Here is a 14,547-nt window from a genome sequence, read left to right as displayed (position 1 = left end):
ATACCCTCCTTCCATACCCTACCTGCACTATATTGTTTTTTTATAAGTCGTTAGAATATCATCTAGTTCGCCGACTACCTTTTCAAATACATCGATTTTGGTGTAAAGCAAATCTAGAATATGCTGCTCAATCGTATCCTGAATAGCCAAATTATAGATGTGGACATCATGCTCTTGCCCTAATCTATGCACTCGCCCAATTCGTTGCTCTAGCTTCATCGGGTTCCAAGGAAGATCATAGTTGATAACATGATGACAAAACTGGAGATTGATACCTTCTCCACCCGATTCGGTTGCTATTAGCACCTGTGCCTGCTCCTTGAACAAATGCTTCATCCAATCACGCTTGTTTTTGTTGAACTTCCCGTTAAATAAAACACTTGTAATTCCCTTCGTGCTTAAATACCATTGCAGATAAATTTGACTTGCACGGTATTCCGTAAAAATAATCACCTTGTCATTTGCTTCTGCAATAATCTCATAAGCTTTTTCTGCTTTAGAGTTAACTTCAAGAGACATGAGCTTCTGCATCACACTTTGCACATAAGCAACCTCTTCGCGGTTGGTACATTTCTCCACCATGTTATTAAGTGTTAAACAGGTTGCTTCCTTGCTGCTACACATTTCCTTTTGAAGTGTAATCATAGAAAAAGCACCAGAAAAAACAGAGGAAATATTCTTTAAATCGGAAATCATCTCATATGCTTCCTTTTCCTCTTTTGTAAATTCAATTGGAATTATATTCACCTTACGAGTTGTCCATTCAATTCCAGTATCCTGCCTTCTGTTTCTTACCATTACCTGATTCACCAGTTCCCTTAAATACTCATCATGCTCTAGGCTGTGCTTGCTTGCAGAAAAAGACTCCTGGAATGTCTCATAATTTCCCAAATGACCTGGCTTCAATAGAGAAATAAGATAAAATAATTCAAATACATCGTTTTGAACAGGCGTCGCTGTTAACAGCAAGCAGAATTTCTTTTTTAACCCTTGAACGAATTCATATATTTTCGTTTTATGATTTTTCAGCTTGTGCGCCTCGTCAATGATGATCATGTCATAATTTTGAGCATATATGAGTTCTTTATGCGGACTTTTTTTGGCTGTATCCATGCTCATAATGACAATGTCATTGTGGTCAAGGGAATAACTCTTTTTGTATGGGATGGCAGGTATATGAAATTTGAAATTCATCTCTTCCACCCATTGATTAATCAAAGATGCTGGTGCTAGTATTAGAGCCTTTTTAACAAGTCCCCGTACCATATATTCTTTCAATATTAAGCCTGCCTCAATCGTTTTACCCAGACCTACCTCGTCCGCTAAAATTGCTTTCCCATTCATACGTTCAATAACTGTCTGCGCCACCTCTAATTGATGGTTTAAAGCCTGAAGATTCGGCAAATACTTTGGAGACTGAAGTCCCGTAAACTCAGTTATTAAATTATTTTTTACTATGTCATAGCTCATATTATAGAGATTCCAATTATCCCATGACTCTTCATTTTCCAATCGTTTTGTTAAGCCTTCCTTCCAGGAAGACGATCTTTCAATCAACATAAAAAACACCTCACAGCAAATCATTTTTCTTAGATTGCCCAAATGTGAGGTGTGTATGATTTATTTTCGAGAATATAAAATATAAAGACTCTCAAAATGGAAAATTCATTCTTAAAATAAACTATCTATCGTGTTTTCTCTTCCCTTTAAAGCTTCCCATGTTCTATGTACTGTAAAGTTTTGAGCTAAAACGTTAGATCTTTTGGTTATCTCATCTGGATATCCAAGTATTTCTAGCAATTTTATAGCATTTCTTGAAATAGAAGGCCCATCATGAATTTTATAATCAAATTGTACTTCTCCACCTTCAACCTTTTCCCTAAAGTGATAATTATCATATATACTTTCCGCTATTTCGGTCAGCTCGATGTCATGGGTTGCCAACAAATTTATACCTTTATTTAGAGATAGCCACTCCATTATGGAGGCCGACGCTGCTATTCGTTCAATGGTATTTGTCCCTTTTAGAATTTCATCTATAAACGAAATACAAGGCTTTCCTCCCGTTATGAGGCGAATAATTCGCTGTAACGATTTTATCTCAGCAATAAAATAGCTGTCGCCATTCAACACATTATCCTGAACCGCCATAGAAGTTACGATATAACTAGGCTTCATAGTCCAGCTTTTTGCAATTGCTGTATTGATTGTTTGTGCTAGGATGGCATTAATAGCCACAGCTTTAATATATGTAGACTTCCCAGAAGCATTAGAGCCTGTGATAAGCGTAGATTTCCTTAAATGAGAAGAATTTAAAACTGGCTTTACTAGAAGAGGATGCGCCATTTTTTCAAATGTAAGTACCTCTTGGTCTGTAAAAGTAGGTGTACAGTATGTATCTAATGTATTACGGTAATAACTGACTGCTATTGCCGCATCAAGCTTTCCTACTAAAGTCCAAACTTCTTCATATTCCTTTTGGTGAGCAGAAATTGTTTTGAAAATCTTATTATAGGAAATAAAATCTAACAAAAAGAGGATACGCACGTATTCTAACAATAAATCAAACTCACCACTTCCTCCACTTCCTAAGGTTGCAATTCTGTTAAAGGTAACTACCTTTTTTAAAGGCTGAACACTTTTTTTTAGTCCATCTATATATGGCATTAGCATCAAATCTTTAATAGAAGCTATTCGCTTACCAGCAAATATAATAGCAGCAGCATACCCCACCGAATGAAGGTTATTTTCTATCTTTGTCTTGTTTCGATAATAAATGATTCCATTTAAGATCAGTGAGCCTATAAAACTTAATATTCCATATTTAATACTTATAAATAGGAAAAGTAGAGAAGCTATGGGCAGAAGTGCAAGGATTACGTACATATAAGTATTTTTTATTTCAATCTCTTTGAAGTCAAAGAAATAGGAAGATGAATTTGTATAGTTTTCTTTGCCAAGATCAGAAAGTATTAGAAGTATTTTTTCTCTCAAGTTTACGTTTTCTGTAAGTAGTGAATACAATGCTTCATTGCTTTCTTTCTTGTTTGGGTCGATTGCTCGAAGCTCATTAAATAAGTATTCCTCCCCTACAGATGATTGAGTGTAATTTAGCTTTTTGAAAACCTCATTCATTCCTAAATCAGCCCACGTCAGCTCATCCACACCATCATAAACTTTCAATTGTTTTTTCTCATTAAACCAATAGGAGGATATGGAGTTCAAATCTGCTTCTGGTGAGGAAAATATACCAGAAGCCCATTCTTCTCTAAACTTCTTTAATTTCTTTCTTTCTCTAGTAAGTAAATGATAAAAAATGAAGGCAATTACCACGATTGCGATAATGAAAAATGTACTCATTAATAGCCCTCCTATTAAGACTGTTCAGACCTCAGCTTATTCACTTCATCTGTCCAAGCTTTAATTTTTTGATGGATGCGATTATATTCGTTTTCCACCGTCTGTTTTTTTGATTCACTTAAATCATCATTCCACTTGGATAATGTGTCTTTTCGTTCCTGCACCTTAGTTTGTAGTGCTTCTGCTTGATGTGCTGATATTATTTCTTCCGTTTCCATCCATGTCACCATTTGACTCAATCGATTCCGTTCATTGGAAATGGCAAAAGAAAGGGAAAGCGAAATTTTACTAATATCATACTGCGCATTAGAAATAGCAAAACCATTGGGTGCATTTAATTGAATATAAGCCACATCTAAGACACTTGGAATAACCCACTTTTCTTCGATACTTTTATTCAATTCGTCGCTATTTTCAGCAGAAATATATTCTCCTTTTCCCGCTTCAGCTACAGCCTTTAATTGATCTTGACCTTTTTGGTCTACATTAAAGCCAATAATATTTACTTGACGGTTTTCATTTCCTTTAGCAAACTCTTCGGCCTCTTTAATAGGATCCCCGTCGCATGTCTCTGCTCCGTCACTAACAATATAAACAGTTAATGCACCTTCAGAATTCTTACTTGCTTCATTTGCTGTTTTTATGGCGGCAGCTAATGGAGTCCATCCTTTTGCCGCGACATCATCCACTACAGGATCAAATTTATCCGTACTATAAGACTGCATTGGATAAATCTCATCTATCTTTGTACAAGAAAGCTCCTTATCTTTATCCTCCTGTGAACCTTCATGGCCATAGACATAAAGAGAAACTTCACTAGAAGCTCCAATCGTCTTTGCAAAACGCTTCATAGCAGTTTTTGCTATCCCCATCTTTTGTTTGCCATCTACGGACAATAGCATACTTGAACTTGCATCGAGTAATAGCATCGACTTTGGTGTAACTTCCTCATTACTTCCACCTGAGATTGTTTCTTTAGTAGGCTCAGGTAAATATGGTTCATTTAAAACGGCTACATAATTCATCTGTTTATCTAACAGATCACTATACACAGTGCTACCGAAATAATAGAGAAGCATTTTAAATAATGTTTCCTCATCTTTTATCATGTCTGTAGTATTTTTAAGCTCTTCTTGTTCATCTAGTGTTAGCTCTCTTGCATCCTTTGGCCAACTGGATGTTTCGTGTTCAAAAGAATAGTCTAGTGCGAACAAACCTGGCTCAGAATTCTTCCATTCCTCTAAATCTGTCGGAATAATAATTTTTTCAATTGCGAGGAGTTTTTCTTTTTCAGTGTTCTCCTCTTCTGTTACTATTTTTTGATTGTCATTTATTTTTTTATTTTCTTCACCTGCTTGAGATTCATTCGAGCAAGCTGATAGGAACAATATGAGCAATATAGTTAATAAAGTAAATAGCCGATTCATGAAATTCCTCCTTGCTTTTAAACTTACTTATAATTCCATACGTAACATAATGGAAAAATGTTTCATTTAAGAGAAGAAACAACTTTTATTATTACGGATATAACCTTAAAATTTGTTTTAGTAGAAAAAGGAGGTTGCTTTTATTTTTTAAAAATGGTATACTAGTTCTTGTCTTGTTGCTAGTACAGTAACATTATATGGAGGAATACCCAAGTTCGGCTGAAGGGATCGGTCTTGAAAACCGACAGGCGGGTCATACCGCGCGGGGGTTCGAATCCCTCTTCCTCCTCCATTTTTATTTACGTTGTTTGTAAGTTTAAAATATAGTATACTAGTTTATAATGCGTAGTTGATTTAAATTTCAACTCTTTCTTATTGTCGCGGGGTGGAGCAGTTCGGTAGCTCGTCGGGCTCATAACCCGAAGGTCACAGGTTCAAATCCTGTCCCCGCAACCAAATGGTCCCGTGGTGTAGCGGTTAACATGCCTGCCTGTCACGCAGGAGATCGCCGGTTCGATCCCGGTCGGGACCGCCATTTTTTTGTAAGCAAGCAGTTCCTATGCAACTAAGTGATATAACATACATATTTTGTATTATACTTAACTGACTATGAGATACTAAGCTTCGTTTACTTGATACAAATTTAGGCTCAGTAGCTCAGTCGGTAGAGCAAAGGACTGAAAATCCTTGTGTCGGCGGTTCGATTCCGTCCTGAGCCACCATTTATGTTTTAATATGCGGGTGTAGTTTAGTGGTAAAACCTCAGCCTTCCAAGCTGATGATGAGAGTTCGATTCTCTTCACCCGCTTCCAATAAAAAGAAGACCTATTGATGCAAAGATCAATGGGCCTTCTTTTTTTGTCGTTTCTTTTTCAATTTCTTTCATTCGTTGGAATAATAACTCCTTGTAAGGACAAGATAGTAGGAGAAAATGATGAGAGGCGGTAATGACTATGACTACAGAATGGTTTGACAGAGTAACAGAGGAGCTACAGGATCATTTGAATTCGATTTGCGAGCAGTACGATCAAGTCGGCCACATGAACATTAATCGCGCCTCTAAACATCCGCGAATTGAATTTTTTGTTAGTACGTTAGAGGATGAGCGAGACTATTTTTGCACTATTCTATTTGATCCTTATAATGAAGAGTTCTATGTTGAAAGTTTCGATGTTGAACTTCTCCAACCTACCAGAATAATGTTAGATGACATTACTGATATTATAGAAGCTGTTCATGAAAGCTTTCACGAATTTCTTGAAGATGACAGTGAAAGTGAATTAATTTATTTGGATGATGATGGTGACAACGATGACAATGATGATGACGATGAAATCATGTTAGAAGAAATTGATGTGGATTGGGAAACACCTGAGGTTACTGCATTTTTAATAGATGATAATATTGAGGTAACATATCAGTTCGGTATAGACAGTGCCAATGGCGATGGTGTTCTCCGTAGAAGAAATCGTAGCTGGGTAGATGATGAGGAGTTCGTCGATGAAAGTACCTTTACTTTTAAAAAAGATGAGGCAAGTACAATTATAGCTATGATCGCAAGCCATATGGATAAATTAATCGGATATGATGAAATTATTGATCTTTAATTATTTTACATCTTCAATTGGACAAGTGCCAATTGAAGATGTTTTATTATGTGTTAATAATCAACCACTGTCTTACTTTATCCTCAAATATATTTGCACCTATGCCAAGAAGATCCTCTTTTACATACATTGTCAATCAATTATCACTTCAAAGGAATAGATTGTCGTTGATTTGTACTCATTCCCTGTTAGTAGAATTGAGGAAGGAAAATGAGGATGATGAATGGAGTCAGGTGGACCTTGTGTTTCTAAGCATACACCTAAATAGTTTCTTACCTGTTCTCCTCTCATTGTTTCAGAGCCAGCCAAGTTATTTCCAGAATAAAGGACTACTGCAGATTCTGTCGTTTCTACTATTAGTTTGCGACCACTTTCCTTTTCTGTTAATACGATTGTGCCAGAATTATCTTCCAATAGAAATGGATGATCATAACCGTGACCTACTAGCACAGTTTGAGGATGAACCGAGTCTACTCCATCAGCAATTTTACGAAACTTCCGAAAGTCAAATACAGTATCATCTACTGGAACTAAATTTCCAGTTGGGAGAAATTCCTCATCCAACTCCAAGTATGTAGAACTTTCTATCATTAGTTCATGGTCCAATACATCCCTCTGTAGGTTTCCACTAAGATTGAAATAAGAGTGATTTGTTACGTTTACCACAGTATCCCTATCACAAATACCTTTGTACGTAATAGATAGAGTGTCTCTTTCATTTAGAATCGTATAAGTTACTTTCATTTCTAAATTTCCAGGGTATCCCTCTTCCCCATCTTCACTTAAGTATGTAAATTCAATCGTTGTTTCCTCTTTTCCTTCTAACACGGTAGCATCCCATAATACGTGACTGAATCCTTTTGCCCCTCCATGTATATGGTTGTTTTTCTCGTTCTTTGGAATATTGTAGACATTCTCTCCTAAGCGGAAAGTTCCTCGTTTAATACGACCAGCGACTCGACCTACGACAGCTCCTAAATACTTGGCGTTTTGACCGTACTCCTCAATTGTATCGAACCCCAATACTACATTTTCATATTGCCCTCTACGGTCAGATGCTAAAATTTTAGTAATTACACATCCATAATTCATGCAAGATATTTCAAAACCATTTTTATTTTTTACTGTAAACAATGTAACAGGCTGGTCGTCGTCTATTAATCCAATTAGCTTCTTCTGCACTAACACTTTGCTTCATTCCTCTCCTATGTAATTTCACTTCCAATCGCCTTATAAATAAGAGTCCCAACTATATAAGTTGAGACTCAATTTATTCATCCTTACTCACGGAATTCTAAAAGATTTTTATTCAGATCTTTCGTGTGAAAATAAACCTTTTGATAAATAGGAAATAATTTCTTATATTTTATTACATTGGCTTTAATAGGAGTAAACTGCTTCTCCACCTTCAAAAACTCGTCTGCACAATCCTTTAACGAATCGAACCATCCACAACCATAGGCTGCTAACATCGCAGCACCCATTCCTGGGCCCTGTTCACTCGTTAAGCGAACAATTTTGGCATTAAAAATATCTGCCTGCATTTGAAGCCAATCTTCATTTTGAGCGCCACCGCCAATGGACACAATAGTATCTATTAACTTACCGTTTTGTCGAAAGATTTCAATAGATTCTAGCAGAGAGAATGTTATTCCTTCTAAAATTGCACGAGTAAAATTCTTACGTTGGTGAGAACTGTCCATCCCAATAAAACTTGCACGAACTGCCGCGTCTGCATAAGGAGTTCTTTCTCCAACTAGATAAGGGGTAAATACTAACCCATTTGAACCTACTGGAACAGAACCTACCTCAGACAATAGTTGTTGGAACGATTCTTCCTTTGCAAATACCTCTTTAAACCAAGTTAAGCTGTATCCTGCTGAGAGCGTTACACCCATTGTATAAAAAGCATCCGGCGCTCCGTGATTAAAATAATGAACTTTTCCATCAAAATTTTTATTCGATGTTGCTTCATAGGATAATACAACTCCGGATGTACCTATGCTGCATAGAGTTTTTCCATCTTCTAAAATTCCAGAACCTATCGCTCCACATGCATTATCCGCACCACCAGCAAATACACGAGTAGTAGCTGAAAGACCAGTGGCTTGCGCAGCCTCCAAAGAAAGTGAACCAACTTCGTCGTGGGATTCTACCAATGGAGGGCATAGACTAGGATTGATATCTAATAATGTACATATAGCCGTGCTCCATTCTTTTCTACTAACATCTAGTAGAAGAGTTCCAGCAGCATCCGAATACTCCATATGTAGTTGTCCTGTAAGTTTAAATCTTAGATAATCCTTAGGGAGTATAAATGTCTTTGCCTTCTCAAATATATTTGGCTCATGTTCCTTCACCCATAATATTTTCGGTAGAGTAAAACCCTCTAAAGCAGGATTTTTTGTTATTTGTAGCAGTCTTTCCTCGCCAATCACATCATAGATTTGCTGACACTGAGCGGAAGTACGAGTGTCATTCCAAAGAATCGCAGGCCGTAATACTTCATTTTGCTCATCTAACAGAACCAGACCGTGCATCTGACCAGAAAAACTTAACCCTTCTATATTCACAACATCGTCCGAGTAATCCTTCAAAAGCTCCTCTAACCCCAAAAGTGTTTGGTCAACCCAGTGCTGAGGATTTTGTTCGCTGTAACCTGTTTTTTCCTGTATTAAGGGGTATGACCTCGAAACACTTTGAACGACTTTTCCGTTTTTATTTATGAGTAATATTTTTACAGCACTCGTTCCTAAATCTACTCCAATGACATATTTCATACTTCAGCCCCCCTACCATATGAAAGCGTATTATTTCTTAAACGCCTGTAATAAATAATGATTGATTGTCGCCTTAATCTGCTCTAGACGACCGGAAGTCTGTTTAATATCTTGTAGCTCTAAAGCATATGCTTCTAGTTTATGGAAATCTGTTTTACCTTCAACTATCTCTAATCCAATGCCTTCTTTGTACGTTTTGTAACGATCTTCTACAACATTTTCAAGCACTTTATCATCTATTAGATTTTGAGCCACTCGTAAACCTACTGCAAAAGCGTCCATTCCAGCGATATGTGCATGGAACAAGTCCTCTGGTTCAAATGATGCTCTTCTAACTTTTGCATCAAAGTTTAAACCACCTCTGCCTAGTCCACCATTTTGCAAGATTTCATACATCGCAAGAGTTGTAGTCCATAAATCTGTTGGGAATTCGTCAGTATCCCATCCAAGAAGTGGGTTACCTTGGTTAGCATCAACTGAGCCTAACATATTATTAATGCGCGCATAATGAAGCTCATGCTCAAATGTATGACCAGCAAGCGTTGCATGATTTGCTTCAATATTAAACTTGAATGATTTTTCCAGACCATAGCTTTGTAAAAATGCATGTGCAGTGGCTACATCATAATCATATTGGTGAGTAGATGGCTCTTTTGGTTTTGGTTCTATTAAGAATTGAGCATCAAAGCCAATTTCTTTAGCGTAATCTACAGCCATATGATAAAAACGAGCCAGGTTATCCAATTCTAGTTTCATATTTGTATTCAATAAAGTGTCGTAACCTTCTCGCCCACCCCAGAACACATAATTTTGTGCACCAAGCTCCTTACCAATTTCTAACCCTTTTTTCACCTTAGCAGCGGAGTAAGCAAATACATCGGCATTACTCGAAGTTGCAGCTCCATGAACAAAGCGAGGGTGGGTAAAGTTATTTGCCGTATTCCAAAGCAATTTTGCTTTACTAGTTTTCATATAATCCTTTATCATGCTTACAATCACGTCTAAATTATTATTGCTTTCCTTTAAATTAATTCCCTCTGGAGCAATATCAACATCATGGAAGCAGAAAAACGGGACATCCATCTTTTCGTAGAACTCAAAGGACGCCTCTACCCTTGCTTTTGCTAAATCCAACCCCCTAAAATTGTCCCAAGGGCGATTCATACTTCCCGCTCCAAATGGATCTGAACCGTCCATTGTAAACGTATGCCAATAGGACACGGCATACCTTAAGGCCTCTTCCATTGTTTTATCGCCAATTTTCTCCTGCGGATTATAAAACTTAAATGCATAAGGATTTTTCGAAGTAGCACCTTCGAATCTAACTTTTTTTACATTTTGAAAATAGACCATCATTTATACCTCCGGATTATACTCTCAGCAACCAGATTTAGGATGTTATATCACTGAGCGTATTTTATTTTAGTTTGTAAATTATCTGAACAAAGTTATAACTTTCAAATAAAAGTGGTGACATTCTTCAAAAGTAGAGTGTATGCTATTAATAATTATTTAACTTATTAAAAAAAATAGAAAACAAAGGCGGATTTCTATGAATGCAACTAGTAGCTTTATTTATAACGCAACCGAATGGATTACTAAATTTGCTTATTTAAATGTGCTATGGATACTTTTTACTCTGCTAGGTGGCGTAATTTTCGGTTTTTTCCCCTCCACTATTTCGATGTTCGCAGTTGTAAGAGAGTGGCTAAAAGGTGAAACCGATTTACCCTTGTTCAGTACTTTCTGGAAGCATTATAGAAATGAATTTGTTAAAAGCAATTTGTTAGGAATCTTTGTTACCATCATCGGAGTAGTTATTGTGTTAGATATTTTTTATATTCAATCTACCAATAGCAAGCTTTTAAGTTGGACATACCTTCCTCTATTTGCTTTTATGCTACTATTCATTATGTTTTTGTTTTACCTTTTTCCATCCTTTGTACATTTCAATTTAAAGCTAGGACAGGTGATAAAAAATTCCTTTTTTATTATGCTAATCAATCCAATTACTACGCTATTCATCTTTCTCTGCTTATTGCCCTTCTTCTATTTAATAAGCATTCTTCCAGCTATCGGATTTATATTTGGCGGAAGCGTCTATGCTCTTATATCTATGAGATTTGGCCTCCTTGCATTTCAAAAAGTAAGTGAAAAACAAGAGGCATTAAAATCAAGCAATGGGTAATAGCTTCTATATACGTGAAGCTATTAGCTTTACCCTTTCACAGCACTTGCCGAGATACCTTCCACTACTTTATTGCTAAAGAAAATAAAGGCGATAATGATTGGCAATACGCTTATGATCAGCGTAGCTCCTATCGCTCCCCAATCCGTCATATACTGTCCAATGAAATTTTGGATACCAACCGTTAACGTTTTGTATTTCTCAGAGCTTATAAATGTATTGACGAACACAAACTCATTCCAGTTATAGATCATATTAATGACTACTGTTGTAGCCATTACTGGTGTGGTCATTGGAAGAATAACCTTAAAAAACATCCGATTAACTGAGCAACCGTCTATAACAGCAGCTTCCTCAATTTCCTTTGGTAGCGTGTAATAGAACCCGAGTAAGATCATCATGGTAATTGGCAGATTATAGGCTGTATATGTAATAACAACACCGAACGGGTTATCTATTAAATTTACACTCAAAAACATACTGTAGAGTGGGATAAGCGCTGAATGGATAGGAATCATTAACCCGATGACAAACAGACTTAGTACAGCTCCGCTTAGCTTCCACCTCATTCGAGTAATAGCAAAAGTAGCCATACTTGCAAAAAGAACAGTTAACACTATCGCAAGAGCTGTAATCCAAACACTATTAAAAAAGTAAACTCCTATACCTCCATCCCAAACTTTTAGATAATTTTCCCACCTAAACTCAGAAGGTAAGGCAAATGGTGATCCCGCAAATATTTCCCGATTATCTTTTAATGAGAAAATAAATAACCATATTAGCGGGATGATTTGAAACAATGCTACTACTATTAGACTGAAATATAGAAAGAAGTAGCCAACGCGTTTCATATACAAACCTCCTTTAATATTCTATTCTCTCTTTTGGTGTAGTTAATTTACGAATAACAAAAGTTACAATTAAAGTAATAATTAATAGAAGGAATCCAATCGCACTTCCATATCCAAAGTTATAGCTTGAAAATGCTAGTTTATACATATAGGAAGCCATTACTTCACTTGCACCATTCGGACCACCAGAAGTCATCACATAAATTAAATCAAAGTATTTTAACGACCCAATTATCGCTAATACGACTGTCACACTTACGACTTCTTTGATTAATGGCAACTTAATCTTTGTGGCAATTTGGAATGCTGTAGCACCATCCATTCTTGCTGCTTCAATTAATGACTCTGGGATATTCTTCAATGCAGCATAGTAAATCAAAATATAAAATCCTGCATATTGCCACAAAATCGGGATAAATATAGCAAACAAAACGAGAGACGGATCCGCTAACCAAGCAGGAGGATTTTCCACTCCTATTTGCTTTAGAAAAACATTTAAAATACCGTTAGATGGGTTATACACTTTAATCCAGAGCTGTGCTATCGCCACAGAGGACAGTAACATCGGTATTAAATATATTTTTCTTAAAAGATCAGATCCTTTTATCTTGGATGCCAAAACAAAAGATATTGTTAAATAAATGGCCAAGCTCAGCGTGGAGAATATCGCTAACAAGAATGAATGATAGGCACTACTCCAAAATTTCATATCCTGGAGACCTTTTATATAATTCTCTAATCCGACGAACGTTTTTTCACCTATCCCATCCCATTCCATTAAGCCATAGTATCCCGATAAAATTAGCGGAATGAATACCAACACCAAAACTAGTAATAGCGCCGGAGAAATATATAACGCTATTAGCAGTTTGTTAGACATTACCTTGTTCATAACAAGTAACTCCCTCCTTATCAGGTAGACAAGGGCTATCCAACTAATAGGATAACCCTCACATACACTGACAAATCTTCTTAAAGCTATCTTCTATTTTGAAAGGGCATCCTCATGTGCTTTTGAAAATTCTTCTGGAGTCATTTCCTTTCCAAAAAGAGCTTGAATAGAATCTAAATGAACTTGTGCCACATTTGGACTCATTTGAACATCTGCAAATAGAGTAATATTACTTGCCTCATTTAGTTCATTCAAAATATTGATATACATCTCTGGAAGATCCAATGAATCTGCATCTACTTTAGTAGCAGGGATTACGCCAGCTTGTGTAACAGCTTTTTCTCCCCATTGCTTAACAAAGTATGCTGCAAAATCCTTTGCTTCTTCTTTTACATCTGAGTTCTCAGCTACGAATAGCCCTACCCCTGGTCCTCCAACAAAGCTATCCATATCTCCATTACCGTCAACAGTCGGGAATTTCAGATATTCAACAGAATCTCTAAATTCCTGCGGAACAGATTCATTTGTTGTATAGTTCGGTAGATCCCAAGTAGCTATCAAATACATTGGAACCTGCTCACTCATGAACATACTTTTTGCTTCTTCATCTGCTAAACCATTAAACCCATTGACGAATGCACCCATATTCACAAGATCTTGTACCTTTTTCGCTGCCTCTACTAATGCTGGATCTTCAAAAGAACCTGAACGATCAATTGCCTTGTTTAGAACTTCTGCTCCTCCAAGACGATCCGCTAAATACATATACCAAAGTGATCCTGTCCAAGCATCTTTGTTTCCTAAAGCAATTGGATCAATACCATCTTCTTTAAAGACTTTTATAACATTTTCTAATTCTTCAAAAGTCTTTGGTGCTTCTAAATTATGTTCCTCAAACATGGCTTTATTATAATAAAGAGTTACAATGTTTAACTCTAATGGTAAACCGTATGTTTTACCGTCTAGGGCATAGGCTTCCGCAGTTCCTGGAACGAAGCTATCGCTTAATTGATCTTTAATGACATCATCTAAAGGAGCGAACATGTTACCACCAACATATGGCTCTAAGAACCCTGCTGCCCAGGTCATCCCTACATCAGGAAGCTCTTTAGATGTCGATAAAACTCTTAACTTGTCTTTATACTGTTCATTACTTAAAACTTCCAGATCCACCTTGACTCCTTCATGTTCTTTTTCATAATCCGCAATAATTTCATTTACTACATCGTAATGCTGCTTGGAACTTCCTTCGGGCCATAAATGCATAAACTTAATCTCTTTGTCCCCATTTGCGTTTGAAGATGTTTCGTTTGAATCTGAACATCCTGCCAATAAATAAAATACAGAAGCAAATAATAGAATTTTAATCATTTTGTTGATTTTCATTCTTATTTCCCCCACCCCAAATTATTTTTACAACAATATTCTGACTATTGTATGCG

Annotated in this window: 11 protein-coding genes and 5 tRNA genes; 7 read left to right on the top strand and 9 right to left on the bottom strand. The window is 36.6% G+C overall.

The annotated features are described in order from the left end of the window. Positions 1 to 27 precede the first annotated feature (27 nt). From ACQKNZ_RS00975 to ACQKNZ_RS00965, 3 genes are all read right to left on the bottom strand, one after another. Positions 28 to 1,560, bottom strand: coding sequence for a DEAD/DEAH box helicase (locus tag ACQKNZ_RS00975; protein ID WP_144538427.1), 1,533 nt, complete (start codon positions 1,558 to 1,560; stop codon positions 28 to 30). Between the two features lie 111 nt (positions 1,561 to 1,671). Beyond that, the gene (locus ACQKNZ_RS00970) at positions 1,672 to 3,360 is read right to left on the bottom strand and encodes a MutS-related protein (RefSeq protein ID WP_427657551.1); all 1,689 of its coding nucleotides are present in this window, start codon (positions 3,358 to 3,360) and stop codon (positions 1,672 to 1,674) included. 14 nt (positions 3,361 to 3,374) lie between these two features. After that, positions 3,375 to 4,787 carry a vWA domain-containing protein gene (locus ACQKNZ_RS00965; RefSeq protein ID WP_427657549.1) on the bottom strand — a complete coding sequence of 471 codons (1,413 nt, stop codon included), beginning with the start codon at positions 4,785 to 4,787 and terminating at the stop codon, positions 3,375 to 3,377. Positions 4,788 to 4,986: 199 nt separating this feature from the next. On the opposite strand from ACQKNZ_RS00965, the gene ACQKNZ_RS00960 reads away from it, so the two are divergent. The 6 genes from ACQKNZ_RS00960 (at position 4,987) to ACQKNZ_RS00935 (ending at position 6,394) form a co-directional block, all read left to right on the top strand. Beyond that, a tRNA-Ser gene (locus ACQKNZ_RS00960) sits at positions 4,987 to 5,079 on the top strand. 87 nt (positions 5,080 to 5,166) lie between these two features. Next, a tRNA-Met gene (locus tag ACQKNZ_RS00955) sits at positions 5,167 to 5,243 on the top strand. A 3-nt stretch (positions 5,244 to 5,246) separates the two neighbouring features. Continuing rightward, a tRNA-Asp gene (locus ACQKNZ_RS00950) sits at positions 5,247 to 5,322 on the top strand. A 111-nt stretch (positions 5,323 to 5,433) separates the two neighbouring features. Further along, a tRNA-Phe gene (locus ACQKNZ_RS00945) sits at positions 5,434 to 5,509 on the top strand. A 15-nt stretch (positions 5,510 to 5,524) separates the two neighbouring features. Next, positions 5,525 to 5,595: transfer RNA gene (locus ACQKNZ_RS00940), tRNA-Gly, on the top strand. Positions 5,596 to 5,740: 145 nt separating this feature from the next. Then, positions 5,741 to 6,394 (top strand): hypothetical protein, encoded by a 654-nt coding sequence (locus tag ACQKNZ_RS00935; RefSeq protein WP_154311832.1) that lies wholly within the window; start codon positions 5,741 to 5,743, stop codon positions 6,392 to 6,394. Positions 6,395 to 6,526: 132 nt separating this feature from the next. On the opposite strand, the gene ACQKNZ_RS00930 is transcribed toward ACQKNZ_RS00935, so the two are convergent. From ACQKNZ_RS00930 to xylA, 3 genes are all read right to left on the bottom strand, one after another. Next, entirely contained in the window at positions 6,527 to 7,576 is a 1,050-nt protein-coding gene (locus ACQKNZ_RS00930; protein ID WP_427658879.1) for an aldose epimerase family protein, read from the bottom strand. 98 nt (positions 7,577 to 7,674) lie between these two features. Beyond that, positions 7,675 to 9,174 (bottom strand): xylulokinase, encoded by a 1,500-nt coding sequence (gene xylB, locus ACQKNZ_RS00925; protein WP_154311835.1) that lies wholly within the window; start codon positions 9,172 to 9,174, stop codon positions 7,675 to 7,677. A 30-nt stretch (positions 9,175 to 9,204) separates the two neighbouring features. Further along, on the bottom strand, positions 9,205 to 10,527 hold the full coding sequence (gene xylA, locus ACQKNZ_RS00920; protein WP_427657547.1) for a xylose isomerase: 1,323 nt from the start codon (positions 10,525 to 10,527) through the stop codon (positions 9,205 to 9,207). Between the two features lie 199 nt (positions 10,528 to 10,726). Here xylA and ACQKNZ_RS00915 point away from each other — a divergent pair, with 199 nt between their 5' ends. Next, on the top strand, positions 10,727 to 11,362 hold the full coding sequence (locus tag ACQKNZ_RS00915) for a YesL family protein (protein WP_154311837.1): 636 nt from the start codon (positions 10,727 to 10,729) through the stop codon (positions 11,360 to 11,362). A gap of 29 nt (positions 11,363 to 11,391) precedes the next feature. Here ACQKNZ_RS00915 and ACQKNZ_RS00910 read toward each other — a convergent pair whose 3' ends face one another. The 3 genes from ACQKNZ_RS00910 to ACQKNZ_RS00900 form a co-directional block, all read right to left on the bottom strand. After that, positions 11,392 to 12,213 carry a carbohydrate ABC transporter permease gene (locus ACQKNZ_RS00910; protein WP_427657544.1) on the bottom strand — a complete coding sequence of 274 codons (822 nt, stop codon included), beginning with the start codon at positions 12,211 to 12,213 and terminating at the stop codon, positions 11,392 to 11,394. 13 nt (positions 12,214 to 12,226) lie between these two features. Next, entirely contained in the window at positions 12,227 to 13,105 is an 879-nt protein-coding gene (locus tag ACQKNZ_RS00905; RefSeq protein ID WP_427657542.1) for a carbohydrate ABC transporter permease, read from the bottom strand. 93 nt (positions 13,106 to 13,198) lie between these two features. Further along, entirely contained in the window at positions 13,199 to 14,491 is a 1,293-nt protein-coding gene (locus ACQKNZ_RS00900) for an extracellular solute-binding protein (protein ID WP_154311843.1), read from the bottom strand. Positions 14,492 to 14,547 lie beyond the last annotated feature (56 nt).

It is taken from the genome of Psychrobacillus sp. NPDC093200, assembly GCF_050280345.1.
In the GTDB taxonomy this organism is placed as follows: domain Bacteria; phylum Bacillota; class Bacilli; order Bacillales_A; family Planococcaceae; genus Psychrobacillus; species Psychrobacillus faecigallinarum.
This window is presented reverse-complemented; position numbering and strand designations above follow the sequence as displayed.